This window comes from Gottfriedia acidiceleris, from assembly GCF_004138285.1.
GTDB classification, from domain to species: domain Bacteria; phylum Bacillota; class Bacilli; order Bacillales; family Bacillaceae_G; genus Gottfriedia; species Gottfriedia acidiceleris_A.
In genome coordinates, this window is record NZ_SCFN01000037.1 from 1 (window position 1) to 17,734 (window position 17,734).

Annotated in this window: 17 protein-coding genes, 1 pseudogene and 1 other annotated feature; of the genes and pseudogenes, 1 reads left to right on the forward strand and 17 read right to left on the reverse strand. The window is 35.3% G+C overall.

What is annotated here, in order from left to right; all coding sequences use genetic code 11:
• Nucleotides 1-57: 57 nt before the first annotated feature.
• The 7 genes from EP747_RS23455 to EP747_RS23485 form a co-directional block, all read right to left on the reverse strand.
• A complete protein-coding gene (locus EP747_RS23455; RefSeq protein WP_129692395.1) occupies nt 58-444 on the reverse strand; it encodes a hypothetical protein in 387 nt (128 codons plus the stop codon).
• A gap of 55 nt (nt 445-499) precedes the next feature.
• Entirely contained in the window at nt 500-835 is a 336-nt protein-coding gene (locus EP747_RS23460) for a DUF7668 domain-containing protein (protein WP_129692396.1), read from the reverse strand.
• 140 nt (nt 836-975) lie between these two features.
• On the reverse strand, nt 976-1,683 hold the full coding sequence (locus EP747_RS23465) for a M48 family metallopeptidase (protein ID WP_129692397.1): 708 nt from the start codon (nt 1,681-1,683) through the stop codon (nt 976-978).
• 126 nt (nt 1,684-1,809) lie between these two features.
• Nucleotides 1,810-2,991 carry a cytochrome P450 gene (locus EP747_RS23470; protein ID WP_165347269.1) on the reverse strand — a complete coding sequence of 394 codons (1,182 nt, stop codon included), beginning with the start codon at nt 2,989-2,991 and terminating at the stop codon, nt 1,810-1,812.
• A gap of 158 nt (nt 2,992-3,149) precedes the next feature.
• A complete protein-coding gene (locus EP747_RS23475) occupies nt 3,150-3,962 on the reverse strand; it encodes a DUF5995 family protein (protein ID WP_129692399.1) in 813 nt (270 codons plus the stop codon).
• 260 nt (nt 3,963-4,222) lie between these two features.
• The gene (locus EP747_RS23480; RefSeq protein WP_129692400.1) at nt 4,223-5,950 is read right to left on the reverse strand and encodes an AAA family ATPase; all 1,728 of its coding nucleotides are present in this window, start codon (nt 5,948-5,950) and stop codon (nt 4,223-4,225) included.
• Between the two features lie 237 nt (nt 5,951-6,187).
• On the reverse strand, nt 6,188-6,484 hold the full coding sequence (locus EP747_RS23485; RefSeq protein WP_129692401.1) for a hypothetical protein: 297 nt from the start codon (nt 6,482-6,484) through the stop codon (nt 6,188-6,190).
• A gap of 359 nt (nt 6,485-6,843) precedes the next feature.
• On the opposite strand from EP747_RS23485, the gene EP747_RS23490 reads away from it, so the two are divergent.
• Nucleotides 6,844-7,575, forward strand: coding sequence for a hypothetical protein (locus EP747_RS23490; RefSeq protein ID WP_129692402.1), 732 nt, complete (start codon nt 6,844-6,846; stop codon nt 7,573-7,575).
• A gap of 120 nt (nt 7,576-7,695) precedes the next feature.
• On the opposite strand, the gene EP747_RS23495 is transcribed toward EP747_RS23490, so the two are convergent.
• The 10 genes and pseudogenes from EP747_RS23495 to EP747_RS23545 all read right to left on the reverse strand — a co-directional run bounded on the left by EP747_RS23495 (nt 7,696) and on the right by EP747_RS23545 (nt 17,371).
• The gene (locus EP747_RS23495) at nt 7,696-8,367 is read right to left on the reverse strand and encodes a GNAT family N-acetyltransferase (RefSeq protein ID WP_129692403.1); all 672 of its coding nucleotides are present in this window, start codon (nt 8,365-8,367) and stop codon (nt 7,696-7,698) included.
• Nucleotides 8,368-8,382: 15 nt separating this feature from the next.
• Nucleotides 8,383-9,054 carry a GNAT family N-acetyltransferase gene (locus EP747_RS23500; protein WP_129692404.1) on the reverse strand — a complete coding sequence of 224 codons (672 nt, stop codon included), beginning with the start codon at nt 9,052-9,054 and terminating at the stop codon, nt 8,383-8,385.
• 34 nt (nt 9,055-9,088) lie between these two features.
• Nucleotides 9,089-9,943, reverse strand: a complete 855-nt coding sequence (locus tag EP747_RS23505; RefSeq protein WP_129692405.1) for a carbon-nitrogen hydrolase family protein — start codon at nt 9,941-9,943, stop codon at nt 9,089-9,091.
• 108 nt (nt 9,944-10,051) lie between these two features.
• Nucleotides 10,052-10,729, reverse strand: a complete 678-nt coding sequence (gene rpiA / locus EP747_RS23510; RefSeq protein ID WP_129692406.1) for a ribose-5-phosphate isomerase RpiA — start codon at nt 10,727-10,729, stop codon at nt 10,052-10,054.
• Nucleotides 10,730-11,193: 464 nt separating this feature from the next.
• The gene (locus EP747_RS23515) at nt 11,194-12,543 is read right to left on the reverse strand and encodes an FAD-binding oxidoreductase (RefSeq protein ID WP_129692407.1); all 1,350 of its coding nucleotides are present in this window, start codon (nt 12,541-12,543) and stop codon (nt 11,194-11,196) included.
• A gap of 99 nt (nt 12,544-12,642) precedes the next feature.
• Entirely contained in the window at nt 12,643-13,974 is a 1,332-nt protein-coding gene (locus EP747_RS23520; protein WP_129692408.1) for a cytochrome P450, read from the reverse strand.
• A gap of 156 nt (nt 13,975-14,130) precedes the next feature.
• A complete protein-coding gene (locus EP747_RS23525; protein WP_129692409.1) occupies nt 14,131-14,763 on the reverse strand; it encodes an immunity protein Imm33 domain-containing protein in 633 nt (210 codons plus the stop codon).
• A gap of 289 nt (nt 14,764-15,052) precedes the next feature.
• Nucleotides 15,053-15,130, reverse strand: a pseudogene (locus tag EP747_RS25005) (IS3 family transposase); the annotation flags it as partial.
• A gap of 20 nt (nt 15,131-15,150) precedes the next feature.
• Nucleotides 15,151-16,134 carry an aspartate--ammonia ligase gene (gene asnA / locus EP747_RS23535; protein WP_129692410.1) on the reverse strand — a complete coding sequence of 328 codons (984 nt, stop codon included), beginning with the start codon at nt 16,132-16,134 and terminating at the stop codon, nt 15,151-15,153.
• A gap of 70 nt (nt 16,135-16,204) precedes the next feature.
• Nucleotides 16,205-16,465 (reverse strand) — a binding site (T-box leader).
• 237 nt (nt 16,466-16,702) lie between these two features.
• Entirely contained in the window at nt 16,703-17,371 is a 669-nt protein-coding gene (locus EP747_RS23545) for a Type 1 glutamine amidotransferase-like domain-containing protein (protein ID WP_129692411.1), read from the reverse strand.
• Nucleotides 17,372-17,734: the final 363 nt, after the last annotated feature.

Sequence of the window (17,734 nt, forward strand, 5' to 3'; positions counted from 1 at the left end):
AAAAGATCCTTTTTTGCTGCTTGTGCAACTAAAGCATGCGTTAGTTCAATAAGAAATTTAATTTTCTTTTATCTTTTCTAATATAGTTGAAAAAGCTAATTCTATTTGTTCAAGATCCAACTTATATTTTTTTGCTACTTCAATTGTTACTTTCTGCAATTTTCTTATAAAGGATAGTTCTTGATCTACACAATTCAAATTGGAGAACTCTTCCCAATTTAGTGACGTTTCAACCTGTAAAATCTTGTCCCTAAGTTTAAACAGTTTCACATAATTATCATCAATAATTTCTGTATCAAAAAATATTTGTACAATTTCTATTTTATTAGAAACTTTAACAAATTGCTGTATTTGATTATTTACTTGGTCCTCAATAGGATACAATAATCTAAAACATTTTGAAACCTGTCTTATGCCTGTTTGTGGTCTTGAACTTAACCTCATAAATAAATCACCTCTACTCTGTAACATAAGAATGCGTTAGTTTAACAACGATAAACTATAATGCATGTAAATCTAAGATTGAAAACGATAAAATATTATCTGATTGGTCGATTATTGCTTCACAAGACAATGTTAAGTCACTTTCTTGATTATTTATCCAAAGTTCAAATTCCAATGCATATCCTGACCCATCATTATATTCATAATAACTAATATTCTCATACGCTACATCAGGTGGAATTGTTAGTGATCCCCAGTGATTTAGTTCTCTTTCGATGTCTTCAATTGTAATTTCTACTGATAGTTTGGATTTAATTTTAATAGTTTCTTTTTTTACTAAATCACAAACAGTTTCTTTAAGTAATATCATTAATTTTTCTTTTATTTCCATAATTTCCACCACCTCTTATGATTTTAATAATACAGTATCTTATTGAACTAAACTGCCATTAGTTGAACAAGAAACATTATTTTTTAACAGAGCCAAAAAATAAAAAATGGGACGACCAATGTCGTTCCCATTTTAATGTGTTAAACAGTCATTTTCCAACTAGATAACGCTAACCAATTTTCTCTTTCCTTATATTCTGGAATAATTTTACCTACAAGTCGCCAGAAGGACCTGTCGTGATTCATATGAACCATATGGCACATTTCATGAACAACTACATAGTCAATCACCTTTTGAGGTGCCATTGCTAGTTTCCAATTAAAAGTTAATTGCCTTTTTGAATCACAAGTCCCCCAGTTTGTTTTACTATCAGTAATACGAATTGATGACGGCTTTACTTTAAAATTACTTTGATACTTCTGAATACTCTTTTCAACTATTGCTTTAATTTGTTGATAATAAAACCTTTTAAGTGCTTGTTTTATTCGTTCATCCTCTAGTTGTTTTACAATAATATTTAACCTATTCCCTTCAAAAACTACCTGGTCTTGCTGAATACGTTCATCGTGTGAAATTTGTATTGGATATGAATTCCCTAAATAAAGAAATGTCTCACCAAATTCATAAGTCCTTTCTTTTGGACCACGAAGTCGCTCCTTCATTTCATTTGATTTTTGAAGAATCAACTCCCAGTTAACCTCTAGTACTTCAATGACACTTTTATCAGGTGTATCTTTAGGAGCCTGAACCTCAATGTTTCCATAAACATCTATATAAATACCGATCGATTTCCGCTTTTTATACTTTATATTAAAACTGATTGTTTCGTTTAAATATTTATGTATCATTTTTTATCACCTATCATTAACCTTCTAATCCTGAATCTTTACAATTATATAATATACTACAGTAGAAGTTTTAATTTTTAAATAGTAAAAACAACACTCTAATAAACGAGTGTTGCCTTAAAATTTTTAATCTATTATAACTGGCAGTTCTTTATACCCATACACAAATGTACTAGGTATAATTCTAAGCTCTTTTGTTTTATCCAACTTCATATTTGGTAATGCCTTTAGCATTTCATCGATACATATATTCGCTTCCAACCTTGCAAGCTGTGACCCTAAACAAAAGTGTACTCCCGATCCAAATGCTAGATGATTATTTGGAGAGCGATTAATGGCAAAATCATTAGGTTCGTTAAATACGGTTTCGTCTCTATTTGCTGAGCCTATCCATGCCATTACTTCTTGACCTTTTTTTAGATTCATCCCATTCAAATTCATATCTTCCGTTACAAATCGATTCATGCAGTGAACTGGAGAGCGAAAACGTAGAGATTCTTCTATAGCTGCTGATATTGATGAATTATCTTTATATTGTTGATCAAGTATATTTGGATGCTCAAACAAAGTAAGCATTGTATTCCCAATAAGATTTGTAGTAGTTTCATTTCCTGCAACAAGTAAAAGGAAGCAGAAGTTTAATAGCTCTTCAACAGATAATTTTTCACCATCTACATCTGCAGCAATTAAAGTAGATACAAGATCATTTTGAGGGTTATTTCGTCTTTTTTCAACGATATGATAAAAATATGTTTGTAAGTCCTGTAACGCTTTACCTTGCTGTGCCATTAATTCATTCATCTCATCAGGTGATTGAGTTTGAGTACTAGACACTACAATATTAGACCATTCTTTAAACATTTCTCGATCTTCACTCGGAACCCCAAGCATTTCGGAAATTACAATAACAGGGAGTGGAAAAGCGATATCCGCAATAATATCGATCTCACGTTTGACTTTCAATGGTGCTAATAATTCTTTTGTAATTGACTCAATTCTTGGTGCAAGGGATTGTATTGCTTTTGGAGTAAATGCCTGACTTACAATATTACGGTATCGTCGATGGGTAGGCGGGTCTAAATCTAGTAAAGTTGGAAATAGTCCATTTCTGTTTGAACTAAATTGCTTAAAATTTTGTAAGACCATTTGGACATCCTTATAGCAAAATACGTCCCAACAATTTCGATCTGGATCAAACGAAATGGGAGAGCTTTTCCGCATTTTTTCAAACCAACCATGGGGGTCATCCGTTCCAACTAACCCTCTTGGTTGAACTAATAGTCCATAGCTCTTTTGTTGTTCCTCCACCTTTATTCCCTCCTTGATATGTAGCTTATTACTCATTCTTCCAGTCAAATAATGATACCTAGAAGTGTTATGTAACCATACAATTTATGCAATTTACTTTTTTCCTATGACCTCATAAAAAGAACAATTTTCAAGTAATCTTCTTACTCACTTTCAACCTACATTTGAATACCAGCAGATGTTGTTTCAAACCGATTATGATTTAAGAGATCTAAGTTTCTTTCAATATTTTTGGATTCACGAAAACGAATTACCCATAAACCCGCTTTCAGCATCCAATTCCTTGGACGTGCGACCATGTTTCCAATCGATGCAACCTCACTATCATGCACTTTAATTAGCCCTTCCCACTCACCTTCATCTACTGCAGCAAGCTTTTTCGCAAAATCCCAAGCATAATTTCGAGACTTTTCTAGGCTGAAGTTTATAATTGCTTTTGAGGCTTTTGAATCAATGTGGTCTAAAAAACCAATCCATGGTGAAATTCGATCCATGTCATCCCTTACCTCGTCCACTAATGATCCCAAAATACTATTTATTTTCATAAAGTCATTGTAAAGTGATAAAATATCAGATCCTTGGCATACCTTCGCAGCAGCTACTCCTAGATCCAAATTGATATGTGCATTAATGCCAAGCAACAAATGCTGAAGCAAAATAGATTGACGGTTTTCTGCGTGACGAAACGCTAATTGCCAACTAAGACTAGCAGGTTCACCATTTAAATAGTTTTTAAGTGCTTTTAAATAGCAATTTGCAAAATTTACATCCAGACTTTCCATTCTGCCCCCGTTTTCGAACTCATTATTTAATATCCCATCTTTCACTTTAATCGTTACCATCCGATATAAAGAAGCAAAATATCCTATTTTGCTTTTTGTTTTATTGCTCATTGAAATAATCTCATCTAACTGTTCAATTACTTCATCGATTGTACTTGCATTCCCTATTTGCATTGAAAGACTATTCATTACTCACTCTCCTAACTTTAGTGGCAAGTGTGTTGTATTAAATTTGTTAATCAATATGCTATTAGTGTTGAAAAGATACTTTTAATAGTGGGGATATCTTTTGATATTCAGTGCGTCTTTTGAGAATTCCTTCGTATGGCGAACACTTCATTAACTTTGCTTAAATAACAAAAAAAGAGCAACTCTTCATGAGTTACTCTTTTTATTTATTTTTGACCAATATTTCAATTACCTTGTGGATTTCCATTAAAGATCTTTCACTAATTCTGATCGCTTTCAGGTAATTTATCAAAATCCTTAAGCAATCCTTGAATATTTTTCTCATAAACAGACCCAATCTTTACAATAGGTGGTTCAGGACGAGTACGTGCATAAATGCCTTCGTAAATATCTTCAATTTCTTCGCCTGTTAAGTCGCCTCTTTTTAGCAGTTCTTGTGCAATTGAGTGTACGAAATCAGCGTGTTCCGTTACAAGTTTTTTTACTTGGCTCATTTGATCTTTTAGAAGAAGGTTAATTTTTGGTCGTAGTGCTCTAAGGCCTTCCGCTTGAGAGCCTAATGCATTCCAGCTGAATAGCTCATCGCCCATTCCAACTAAACCTAAATATGCACCACCAAGTAGGGTCGCTTGTTGTAGATCAGATGTAACACCGTTTAATTTCTTGTGGAGAAACTCTTCTTCTACTGCTCTTGCTGCCAAACAAACTTGGATTGCTGCGAGTATTTCGCTGTCGCTTCGATTATATCTTTCTGTTGTTGGCTTAGTCGCAGCCAGACCAAGTGCGTCACCCCTACGAATAATTGTTACCTTCCATACTCGATCATGTGGCTTTAACAAATATTGAGCTACGGCGTGACCCGCTTCATGATACGCTACATTTCTCTTCTCATCTTCACTCATGGATCTAAGTGGCTGCTTAAGTCCCCACTCATACGTTTCCATTGCATCTCGGAAATCAGTGTAATTTGCCACATCAGCACCTCGCTGATGAGCAATTACGACAGATTCATTCACTATATGTTTAATTTGTGCTGGACTATATCCAATCGTATCAAGAGCAGCTCGCTCTGGTGTTAAAGATGAATCGATTTTCACCTTTTTTAGATAATATTGGAAAACATCAATACGACCATCATAATCTGGAGAATCTACCCAGAGTTTTCGGTCAAAACGCCCTGGTCGTAGTAATGCTTGATCAAGTACATCAGGTAAATTTGTAGCTGCAATCGTCAGAACTGCGGGGCGCTCTGCTTTCTTTTTACGCAAACCGAGTGAGCGAAGAAATTTTGCTATTTTAGAACTATCAATGTTTGGAGGATCCATTTGTAGTAAAAGCTCATTCAATAATCCAGAACCCATTCCCATACCGAACAATCCACCACCACCGGCTCCTCCTCCTTGACGAGACATACCAATTGCGTCGACTTCATCGATAAAAATGATACACGCTCCGTAAATATTAGCTAACTTTCTAGCCTTTTTGTAAATTCCCATTACTTTCAAATTCCCTACACCAAAGAACATGTTTTGAAAACTTGGAGCCGAGGCATAAGCAAAAGGTACTTGGGCCTCATTCGCAATAACCTGGGCAAGATAAGATTTCCCTGTACCTGGAGGACCGCAAAGCAGCAATCCACGAATTGCCTCTCCTCCCATCTCTTTAAACGTTTTAACACCTTTTAATAGTGTTACGATTCGTTTTGCATTTTCAACAATCTCAGGGTTACCACGATAATCATCCCACGTCGAACCAGTCTCACCAGGTAAAATCCAATAGGTACGACCCCTGGCTAGAAACCAAAAAATTGCTACAAATTGGATGATCGCCATGAAAATCATAACGGCGAACTGAAATAAAAGACTAACAATCGATAATGCTACACTCCAGTATGTTGGCCCTCCTTTTATAAGCACAACACCAATAAAAACAATAACAGCTAACCAAATTAATACTCTTCGCCATTTAACCCATTGATATTTTGTCATAAACATTACTTCCTTCTAGGGAATTTTTTGAATATTCTATGAAAAAATTAGCCCATTGGTGCCTAGAAATATATGTATGCAAAAACTAAATAAATTTGTTCATTTAAATAAAATAAAAAAACCTCTTTGACAAAGGCTTTATAGTTGTTTTACAAAGTCCAAAAAGGTGTAGACAAAGTACTTTAAACTTTGATTTTCAGATTAAAAAAGCCCTCCTTATAAGAGGGCTTTCAATACTTATTGAAATTTACTAAAAATGTCTTTCAAATACTTAATAACGATTGCAATTCCACCGATGAAATAAAATGTTATTAAAATCCATCCTGTAGGATCAAGTCCAAACATTGTTATTAAAAACTTCAGTGGAAAAATGAAGTATAGAATATCCTTTAAATATCCTAGTATAAAAGATGTATCGAATGAACCTTTCCAGAATGAACGGATAGATGCTATTACAAAATCAAGAATCATTAATCCAGTTACTGCCCATATAGTATATAGCATCCAATCCGCAAGTCCGAAGCCTAAATCCATAGTTATCACCACCTTACATCATACTATTCAATGAAAATAGGCTGGTGATATGAATTCACTTAATTTTCTGATAATATTTTTTAAACCTTTTAAAAACCATTGTTCTGTTCTTTATCCTCGTATTTATCATATTAATTTAATAAGAGATTAAATGATAAAATGAGTCTAAGTTCCCACTTCATATTTACTAAAAATACTCTTTTACTAAAATTTATTATATGGGAGACAGAACATTTCAAATTTCCTTACCAATCGTCGTTTTCCAGCTACACAATAGCCCAACTAAATATACCCAAGTTCCCCCATCTGTACTTGAACATAAAATATTAGTAAAAAAATATAGAAAGGGAGAAATAGTAGTGGGATTATTTATTAATAAGAATGAACACCCTGATGTCTTTAAAAATAATGAAACAATAAAAACACCGAATCAAGGGCTTGTTCGGCATAATTACTTAGCTGAACTAATGGAAGAACAACAAAAAAATAACATGAGCCTTGAAAAATCAATCTCTGAATTAAAGCCACGATATGAGCAATTAGAAGAATTGCAAACAAATCAATGGAATCATGTTAAAAATCAAATAAATAGTCTCATAGGTAGTAACCGTGAGCGTGAACAATTTGAAAGAATCATGATTCAGCGGTTAAATACATCAGACGCAAATGAAAGTCTGGAAAAACAAACGTTAATTACACAAATGATTAGTTTAAATGAAGCTTATACAGAATTGGCAAAGCGATTGGAAAAGAGTGAATCTGATAACCAAGCTCTCTCATTACAACTTGATAAGCTAATTGAAAAACAAAATGAAGTAGCTCATGGATTATTACAGCAAGAGGAATTTCAACATGGGGTTTTAGATCGCCTTGATACACAAGAAGCAATGATGGATAGAATCTCTCACCAACTCAACAACATACGCTCGATTATTTTTGAACGAGCAAGCTATATTACGACAAAACTTGAAGACAGCTATAAACTAACAACTGACTATATTTATAAACTAATAAATGGGTCCGATAAGCCAAAATCCTATACGACAAAGGTGAGCAACAAAAAAGAGGAAAAACAAAAACAAGCAGACTAAAAATATGGTAAATGCTCAATTAAAGGATTGTTCGAAAACTTTTTTTAGTTTAATTGGATCGAATATAAAAAAAGCTTCTCGAAGTCTTAGACTTAATCGAAAAGCTTTTTTTATGTTCACTTAAAAGTAGACTAATGCGACTTTTTCTTTCTCTTCTAAGTTTTCAATCATTGAATACCAAGACTCTGGCTTATTTGATAACACTGTATAATAACGCTTTAGAAACTTTATGATCAAGTTTGATTGAAGCTCGCTAATCTCCCCATCCATTGGAAGGAAACAAAGATCTAGACCTGTTACCGCTTCACCATCATTGTTCCACGATGGATGGATATATTCAAAATCTAGACGCTTATAACCTAGGTGAGACAATACTTCTCGACGAACATATGGATTCATTGGTTTAACGCCGCCAAACTCATGGTGTTCTACTCGATATGGATCGTAAATTTCAGCAAACATACCTGATAACTTTTTATTATTTTCAGTCGCTAATGTCTGTAAATCTACTAATCTATTTTGTGCCAAATACGGGCCGATTCCTAAACTAGCTTGGCCTATTATTGTAAAGTCAGTCATGGCAACATTAAAATCATCATAATAGCGATATTCTGTAGCACCTACTACTCTATCTTCATGGACAGCAACAAAAACACGAATTCCTGGATCCTCCAAAGGCTCTTTCCAAAGATCGAATTCTAATACTTCTTCTGGAGGAAATACATCTTGCATTAATTGATGCATTTGTTTAAATAATGGGTCATTGATATTTGTAATTCTTCTATATTCCATTTTCTTTCTCTCCCTTTAATTAGAATGTTTAAATGGATTTTTCCATTCCATTAGAGTTCCATAATTGCATGATTCTTCGTCCTCTAAATAATTAGCAACTACCTTAACCGGGGTACGACCACATCGAAGTAGAAAACTAATAACTGGATCCTTTAGCTCCCCTTTTATTACAGCGTCTATGTATTGATCGGGTGACAAGTTATTCGCCTCTTTATGATATCCTGGCATCCTGCCTCCTCCAAGCAATCTTTCCAAACCAAGATGTACAACAACATCATACATAGAAAACATTAACCATTTGCCTAAACCTAATTTTCGATAGGACGGTCTGACGCCAATATCAACGACATAAAGTGTATTTCCGTCTGGGTTGTGGTTACGAATATAACCATGGTCAGTAACCTCTTCCCATGAATGGTCAGGATGGCTAGGATCGAAATGAACAAGGAGACCTGTCATAGAACCTGCCATTTGACTATTTACTTCAATACATAACGCTCCCTCTGGAAAAAGAGTTACATGATTTTTAAGTTGCTCCTCATTCCACCATAGTTCCGATGGGAATGGTGGAGGAAAGCTTTCTTGTTGAATACGGATTAAATCAGTAAAGTCATTCTCATTATAATTACGGATTACCACTGGGACTGGTTTGTCCTGGTCGAAAACAAAAAATTCCTTTCGATACATGTGCTAAAACTCTCTTTTCTATTTAAGAATAAGTTTACCAATCCGGATAAAGGTCTGTACGTCTGTCGCGCCATGTTGTAACGGATCCTTTTTCCCGAACTTTGTATAATAAATCTAAATTAAGATCGGCTGTAACAATCATATCCTGATTCATTTCACCTTCTACCATAATTCCTTTTGGAGGAAATGGGATGTCGTTAGGAGTGATGACAACTGCTTGACCGAAATTTGCACGCATAAAATCCACGGTTGGAAGTGAACCAATCGTACCTGTATTTACAACGTATACTTGATTTTCTATTGCTCTTGCATGACATGTATAACGAACTCGGTGGAACCCATGGCGATCGTCTGTGCATGATGGACAAAAAATGACATCTGCTCCTTTTGCTTTTGCCATTCGAACGATTTCTGGGAATTCAATGTCATAGCAAGTCAACATCGCAATTGTTCCTTTATCTGTCTCAAAAACCTCTAGACCGTCACCTGCACTCATATTCCACTCATTTACCTCTGTTGGTGTAATATGTAGCTTTGCCTGCTCACCAATTCGGCCATCTGGATAGAACAAATGTGCAACATTATATAGTCGATCGCCTTTTTTAATAACGTGCGTTCCTCCAATAATGTGCATATTGTATTGTTTTGCCAACTTTAAAAATAAAGAACGATATTGCTCAGTAAAGTTAGGTAACTCTTGAATCGTTAATGCCTCGCCTTTTTCATTACCAATTGACATAAGCTGAGTTGTAAAAAATTCTGGAAAAATGATAAATTCCGCTTCAAATTCCTCTGCTGTCTTAATATAATGCTCTACTTGTTTTTCAAACTCTTCAAAGGAGTTTATTGTATGAAGATGATATTGAACGGCTGAAACTCTTAATTGCATATGATCCCCCTCTTCCCATTAACTCTTTATCTCTTACTATTATTATTGAATAAATAGAAGGAACGGGCAAGTATGTATTCTTCATTACATCTAGCAAATAACTTTACACTATTTACGGCTTAATATTTCTACATTTTCATCTTTATCTAGGGTGATTACGAGATCAGTCATTCCAACAAATAATCCGTTTTCTACCACTCCTGGAATTAAATTGAGCTCTCTTTCTATTATTTGAGTTTGAATATGATTAGGTATACTACAGTCAAAAATATAGTTTCCGTTATCCGTAATAAATGGATTCGCTCCATTTAAACGAAGTTCCGGACTTAAACCGATTGCTTTAATATGTTTCATCGTCATCTCCATGCCAAATGGAATAACTTCTACTGGAAGTCGGAACTTACCTAATCTCTCTACCATCTTAGTTGGATCAGCAACTACTATAAATCTTTTAGCTGCTTTCGCAATGATTTTCTCTCTTAATAGAGCGCCTCCCCCACCTTTAATTAGCTCAAAGTTTGGGTTAATTTCATCCGCTCCATCAATTGCAATATCAATCTGTTCAATTTTACTAAAGTTTACTAATTGGATACCAACCTCTTTAGCAAGCTTTTCAGTTTGAATGGAGGTCGGAATACCCTTTATATTCAGTCCTTCCTTAACTAATTGCCCAAGCTTTTTTATCGTATATAAAACTGTAGATCCCGTACCTAATCCAACGACCATACCATCTTTTACAAACTCTGCTGCCTTTTCTCCTACAATTTGCTTATTATTCTCATTCATGTTTACACCTTCTATTTTATTGTTCTATTTCTTAACTAGTATAAGTAATAAATCCAAATTTCATTTTTCGATAGGATGTTCAACTTAATAGTACTGTATAAAAATATTTTGAATAAAGAATTTTAACTAAGAAAAACTAAATGAAAAAATACTAAGTAAGGTGAAGACTATATGGATGTCCCTAATTTTGTTCTTAAGTTTTGCATCATTTTAATGATTTTGCCTGTTACTATAACGTGTTGTTATTTTGGTTACTTAGATAAAAACTACCAAATTGTTATTTTCGGTTTTGCACTGCTATTATTTTCAATAATCGGTAATTACTTTATCTTTACGAGAGGCAATAAAAGTAGTAAATCGGAGCAATAAGAACCTTTTTCTAGTAACTTCTTAGTTATGGAAAAACCGACCAATTGGCAATTCAATCGATCGGTTTTTCACTAATATTTTTTAAATTTTTCATTTTAAAACCAACTAATAAAAGGAGGAATGCTTTGCGGAAATTTAAATAGATTGAATGGGTCATATTCTCGTTTCACAACTCTAAGGCGATTTAAATTCCCACCATAATATGCTGTTGGCCAATTTCTAATAAACCGATCAGGCCAATTTACATAATCACCAGTAGTGTATCGTGATAAGGCATTCCTTAACTCTTCGACCCATTGATTGTTTTTTCGTTCTTCTTCAGGTGTGCTCCAATTAGCAAGATACTCTTGAGCGATAATGGCATCCCTGTAATAGTAGGCAGTTTCATCTGGCCTAATCCGCTTTACTGCTCCTCCAAGAGATTGGTGCCAAATGCTTGATTTTCCATTTGGTGTATTTTCTAGAAAACTTTTCATGATTAAAATTGCTCTCATTGGAAAAGTTTTATTTAGAAAAGATCCTGATCTCTTTTTATAAGCTGGAACATTACCACTTGGATCATCAAAAAAATGAACAGCTTCAATATAAGGTACTTCCTTTACCATTACTTTTATAGGTGAGCCAGTTTCTATTAGTGGCCGTAACAGTTCGTTCAATTTTGTTACTGGGCCTACAAATTCCCCTTGAGCAATAATTTGATTTACTTCCCTAGATTTTAGTTCAATTTCTGAAGTTAGCTTATTATCCGTGTTAATTGCCCAATCTTGCCAAGCATCAAAAGCGGCTTCAAAGTCTTCCCACTCCCATATAATCGAGAAAATCGAAACATTTGAAATTGGATGCACTTTAAATTTAAGCGACGTGACGATCCCAAAATTTCCTCCTCCACCGCCACAGCAAGCCCAAAAAAGATCACTATTCTTGTTCTTATTTGCTTTAATAAGTTTAGCTTTCCCATGTCCATTCGATATAACTATTTCTACTTCAAGTAGATTATCACATGTAAGACCATACAAGCGCGATAACATCCCGATACCCCCGCCAAGTGTAAGACCAATAAGGCCAACACTACTTTCAGTACCTGCTGGGATTGTCGTACCATTTTCCCATAGAATAGTATATACTTTCCCTAAATCAGCCCCGGCTTGTATTTTTGCGGTCATGCTTTTACAATCTACACTAACCGTATTCATTTCACTAACATCGATAACAAGACCACCATCTACGAGTGAAAAATTTTCATAGTTATGCCTTCCACTTCTTACTCTAAATGGCATGCTATTTTCCTTCACCCAATTCAACGCATTTAATACATCTCGTTTCTTTTGACAAAATACAATTATTTTAGGGAATTTTGGATTGTTTAAAGTATTGTTTGTTCTAGCCTGTTCATAATCCGCATCACCTGGTGTAACGATCCGTCCAGTAAGTTTTATCTTTTCCAAAAAATATAACCCCTTTCAAACATACTGTAAAGAGAATGCTATATTCTATGAAAAAACTCCTGGGAAAGACACTTGCCTAAGTGTGTACACTAAATCCGCTCATTTTCTCTTTTTTACAATCATACGCAATCCGTCTTTCGGCCGAAGTGTGATAAGTGGTTCTGTCTCCACTTTATGATGATTAGGAGCTAGATCAATCGTAAAATGCTGAACGATTGTTGCTAATACTAAAGTAGCTTCCATAATCGCGAAATGATTTCCGATACAAACACGTGGCCCACCACCAAAAGGAAAATACGCATATTCAGGTACACCTTCTACCTTTCCATTCTTAAATCGCTCTGGAAGAAATTCTTTTGCATGTGAAAAATACTTTTCAGAACGCTGCATGATATAAGAACTCATCATAACTGTCTCACCTTTTTGAATTCTGTAGTCGCCAATGCTGACATCTTCTATTGCTTTCCTACTAATAAGCCATGCAGGAGGATATAGACGTATACTTTCCCAAATAATTTGCTGAGTATAGATTAAATCTTTCATGGAATGATAATCTGCTCGTCTTTTGCCAAGAACGCGATCTACTTCTTCATATAATAATTTAGCTTTATTGGGATGCTGAGATAAAAGATATAAGCACCAAGATAATGCATTTGCTGTCGTTTCATGACCTGCAAGGAAAATTGTCATTGCTTCATCCCTTAATTGTCGATTCGTCATGCCTTCATTAGACTCTTCATCCCTTGCTTGCATTAGTAGTCCTAGTAAATCTTCCTTTGTTTCTGAGCTATTTCTTTTTTCAATAATTTCATATAACACCTTATCGATTGATTTAATAGCCTCCGATAAAGATTTATTTTTTGGTGTATTCAGTTTGAGTGGAGCTTTTAAAACAGATCGAATTCGCTTAGTTGCAATATCCATAATAATGTCAAAGTGTTTCCCAACACGATCATGTCCTTGATTCAGATCCATACTAAACATAGTTTTTGCAATAATAGCTAATGTAAGCTCCATCATATCTCTGCTAATGAGACGCTCTTCACCATCCTTCCAAGAACTAATAAACTCTTCCGTGAGCAATGTCATATCCTCTGCATAGGATTGTATATGCTGCTTCGTAAACGATGGCTGAATCAAACGCCGCTGCCTCATATGTACTTCATCTTCACTCGTTAACAATCCCTCACCAAGCAAGGTTTTCATCTCTTGAAATGGCTTTGATTTATGGAAAGAATGCTGTTTAGTTACTAATACCTCTTTTATCAAATCCGGATCTAATAGCAAGTTCATTTTACGATGAGCAAATCGAAATGAGACAATCGTATCATGATTACTATAAAGTTCACTTAAAAAAAATATTGGATCTTTCCGAAACTCATTCAAATGCCCTAAAGGTGAATAAGAAGCCAGTCCTTTTACTTCAAACATAAAATTCACTCCATTTCAGGAAAGTTAAATCATAGGATACTCTTATTATATTAAGAAGAGGAGGAGGCTAATGCTTTTTATATTTTGATAATCATGTACTTCCATTTAGGTTTTTTAGAACTAAAAAAAGATTGCCTAATTTAGACAATCTTTCAGTTATCCGTTTAAATAACCTTCCCAATCATAGTCTTCGATTTTAACAAAAACGCCTTCTTCGTTTCGTTCATATGCACACAAAGGATTTTCATCAATAAATTCTAGAATGGAATCATCAATATTAAGGATTACACCAATGGATACAACTTTAAAGTTTTTGGAATCACTTTGAAATTCGCCATCTTCGTAACCACTAAATATTGACCATCCCGAGTCCCCTTCACCTTGAGAATCTTCCATAAGTAAAAAATTAAATTCCCTTTTTTCAAGCACATCATTGCTAACTATAACCATTGTATCAAAATAGAAATCCCATTCTGCTGAATCTGGATCCTTATATTCCGTGTCACATATGTTTTCCATTCCAAATGTAATCTCATCACCAGCTTTTAAAGCTTGCAATCGATAAGGATCGTTATCTAGTTTTCCAATAAATTTTTGTCCATTTATTTGAGTTATTTCGACCCACATTCTTTCAGCACTTAATCCATCTTCCTGTTCTTCTTCAATTAAGAATATTAGTTTGACCAAATCACCTACTGTTAAATTGTCGATAATAATTTGACTTGGAACATAGAACGTATAAGGTGATTCTTCATTTCGTTCGTAAACATTTTCTAAATACCAGGACATCAATTCTTCTCCCTTTCATTTCCATCATAAAGTTACTATATCAATTTCTAATTCAACTAAACTGTAAAAAATAAAAAAGAGCTGATTTTTCTATTTCAATATTGGCAAACGGGCGATTCAATTGGTCTTAGTCAGGTATCATCGAATGGAACAGAATTCCTTCTAAATCTGATTAAAAGTTCGTGTAGTGGGTCAAAGTGCTGACGGTTCAGTTGGGAAAATTGTCGTCTTTAAATAACAAATGATGTGAACACAAAAAGTTAGACACATAATATAAAGTTGTTAGCGAGGATTGAATCCTGTATTGTACAGGACTCAATCCTCTTAATTTTGTCTTAAGTCTTTTTTGATTATAAAAGTTAATGTACTGCTATGGTCTTATTTTTCTTAAAACAAATGAATATTTTCCTTCTTACATGCTTCTCGTATTTCATCAGGCCATACAGAAGATTGAACTTCACCAATATGCGCCTTACGTAAGAAGTACATGCACATTCTTGATTGCCCAATACCACCACCAAGAGTTAGTGGAAGCACTTCTTCTAAAATACCTTTATGAAAATCATACTCGCGTTTGAAATCTTCACCTGTCTTCGTTAACTGCTCATCAAGTGATTTACTATCAACACGAATACCCATTGATGATAATTCAAATGAAGATTGCAATACTGGATGCCAGAATAAGATGTCTCCGTTTAATTTCCAATCGTCATAGTCAGCAGCGCGTCCATCATGTTTTTCACCAGAACGAAGTACATCGCCAATTCCAATAATAAAAACTGCACCGTGCTCTTTTGCAATCGCATGCTCACGATCTTTCGGTGTTAACTCTGGGTATTTATCTTCTAACTCTTGGGATGTGATAAATACGATATCTTCTGGTAAATACTTCCCAAGGTACGGATATTTTTCAAATAAATGATTTTCCAAATCTTTGAAGATTCCATAAATTGTTCGTACGGTTTCTTGTAAATAATCTACTGTACGCCATTCTTTTTGAATAATTTTTTCCCAATCCCATTGGTCAACGTAAATTGAATGCGTTTCATCAAGATCCTCATCACGGCGAATCGCGTTCATGTTTGTATATAAGCCTTCACCAGCTTCGTAACCATATTCATGCAGTGCAAATCGTTTCCATTTCGCTAGTGAGTGAACAATTTCTAACTCTTCTCCTGAATGAAGCATATCAAATTCAATTGGGCGTTCTACACCGTTTAAGTGATCGTTTAAACCTGATTTTTTCGTTACGAATAATGGTGCAGATACGCGGAACAGTTCAAGTCGTTTTGCTAATTGATCCTCAAAAAATGTTTTTACTTCCTTTATTGCGATTTGTGTCTCTCTTACTGTCATTAATGATTGATACATGCTTATTTCCTCCTAAAATGTTTGGATGTAAGGAAAAAAGCCAACAAAAAAAGCCCTTCTTTCCCAAAAAAACTGGGACGAAAGACTTTGGTTCCGCGGTACCACCCAAATTAGCAACAGAGGTTGCTCACTTATTCAGTACGGAGATTAGAGAGATCTCGATACTGTTCTTCTTGTAACGTCGAAGTTCACGGCTAAGTCTACTTTCCTCTAAAGGATTTCGGTCAGCGACTCCAGGAGGTTCTTCATAACAGGCTTCGTATCAGGCTCACACCACCCCTGACTCGCTTTGTCTACGTCCTACTACTACTCGTCCTTTCACAGTCGTTTTGTTGTCACATCTCTGAAACATTTTATTAATAATTATTTTATATATAAAACTGAGAAAGTCAACATTTTTTTCATTTTTCATTTTATTCTAAACAAATAACCAAGAAAATGATAGGGACTTAAACTTCTCTTTTGCGTTTTTTTATTTTGGTCTGGTGATTTGAAAGTTTCGTGCAATAAAAAACGAGCTTCAATCTATTTCAATATTAATTTAGCAACAGTTTCCTGAAGAGTAGTATCAGAGCGAAAACAGTTTCCAATGCCCTTCGGAGACAACTTCAACCTCTCCGTCGATTACTTTGATGGCGGTTTGATCGTCAATCGCATACGCCGGCCCCTGCATCCCGGCTGCCCATCTCTCTGCGGCAGCAATGGTGTTTCCCGGCAGCATCTCGTGATCCAGGTGCGGAAAGATTGAAAAATCAACCAGTCTCAGTGCTTCATCACCACCGTCTGGTGGAGTCCAGCCAACGAAGTATTCCCCAATGTTAGGTGCCATCACCATGCTCCCAGCACTCATTCCCACATAGACTGAGTTCAGTGACGGTAAAAGGTCTACCAGACCGGATTGACGCATCCAGTGGCACAGGTAAAGGGCGTCGCCGCCTGACACCAGCAGTACATCTGTCTCCTGAACCAGTGGTTTCCAGCGGTTTTCGTCGATGCTTGGCAGCGCTGTGAGCTCCAACACGCCGACTGACTTCCAACCGAGGCTGACCATGGGATTCTCTTCTTTCCCACTGATGAACTGCCAGGCTTTGACGCCAGGGCCAACCCAAGGGTGTCCATACATCGCAGTGGGGATGCACAGGGCGTTGGAGTCAGCAATTGGCTTGCCCAGCATGTCAACCAGCGCGTCGTGTATGCTTTTGTTATTGATGCCTCCAGATGTAAGCAGAAATTTCATAACTTCACTCCTTGTCCTTGTTTGGTACTGTCAAGTTTGTTCATACTTCTATGATAGCAACCCTAGCTTTATGAATGATTAGAACACTTCAATTGAATCATTGTTATCCGATGTTCAGCTTATTTGTCTATTCGAATACCTGGTGAAGCTAAATCTGCCCTATACTTTACGATTCTACAAAACTTATATAAATCCTTGTTCAACTATTCTGCCAAAAACTTCAATAAAAAAGAGCCACAGCTGTGACTCATGATCTTCAACTAACGCATGCTTTAGTTGAATAAGAATAGCTAATATATTTTACTTTTTCGATTTTAATATTACCGTTTCTTCTTTATTATCACCAAGTACTAAGCTTATCTT

What these genes read in the sequence shown, in the direction of transcription:
- EP747_RS23455 (WP_129692395.1), bottom strand. Translation starts at nt 444, where the DNA reads ATGAGGTTAAGTTCAAGACCACAAACAGGCATAAGACAGGTTTCAAAA.
- EP747_RS23460 (WP_129692396.1), bottom strand. Translation starts at nt 835, where the DNA reads ATGGAAATAAAAGAAAAATTAATGATATTACTTAAAGAAACTGTTTGT.
- EP747_RS23465 (WP_129692397.1), bottom strand. Translation starts at nt 1,683, where the DNA reads ATGATACATAAATATTTAAACGAAACAATCAGTTTTAATATAAAGTAT.
- EP747_RS23475 (WP_129692399.1), bottom strand. Translation starts at nt 3,962, where the DNA reads ATGAATAGTCTTTCAATGCAAATAGGGAATGCAAGTACAATCGATGAA.
- EP747_RS23480 (WP_129692400.1), bottom strand. Translation starts at nt 5,950, where the DNA reads ATGACAAAATATCAATGGGTTAAATGGCGAAGAGTATTAATTTGGTTA.
- EP747_RS23485 (WP_129692401.1), bottom strand. Translation starts at nt 6,484, where the DNA reads ATGGATTTAGGCTTCGGACTTGCGGATTGGATGCTATATACTATATGG.
- EP747_RS23495 (WP_129692403.1), bottom strand. Translation starts at nt 8,367, where the DNA reads ATGGAATATAGAAGAATTACAAATATCAATGACCCATTATTTAAACAA.
- EP747_RS23500 (WP_129692404.1), bottom strand. Translation starts at nt 9,054, where the DNA reads ATGTATCGAAAGGAATTTTTTGTTTTCGACCAGGACAAACCAGTCCCA.
- EP747_RS23505 (WP_129692405.1), bottom strand. Translation starts at nt 9,943, where the DNA reads ATGCAATTAAGAGTTTCAGCCGTTCAATATCATCTTCATACAATAAAC.
- rpiA (WP_129692406.1), bottom strand. Translation starts at nt 10,729, where the DNA reads ATGAATGAGAATAATAAGCAAATTGTAGGAGAAAAGGCAGCAGAGTTT.
- EP747_RS23520 (WP_129692408.1), bottom strand. Translation starts at nt 13,974, where the DNA reads ATGTTTGAAGTAAAAGGACTGGCTTCTTATTCACCTTTAGGGCATTTG.
- EP747_RS23525 (WP_129692409.1), bottom strand. Translation starts at nt 14,763, where the DNA reads ATGTCCTGGTATTTAGAAAATGTTTACGAACGAAATGAAGAATCACCT.
- asnA (WP_129692410.1), bottom strand. Translation starts at nt 16,134, where the DNA reads ATGTATCAATCATTAATGACAGTAAGAGAGACACAAATCGCAATAAAG.
- EP747_RS23545 (WP_129692411.1), bottom strand. Translation starts at nt 17,371, where the DNA reads ATGAAATTTCTGCTTACATCTGGAGGCATCAATAACAAAAGCATACAC.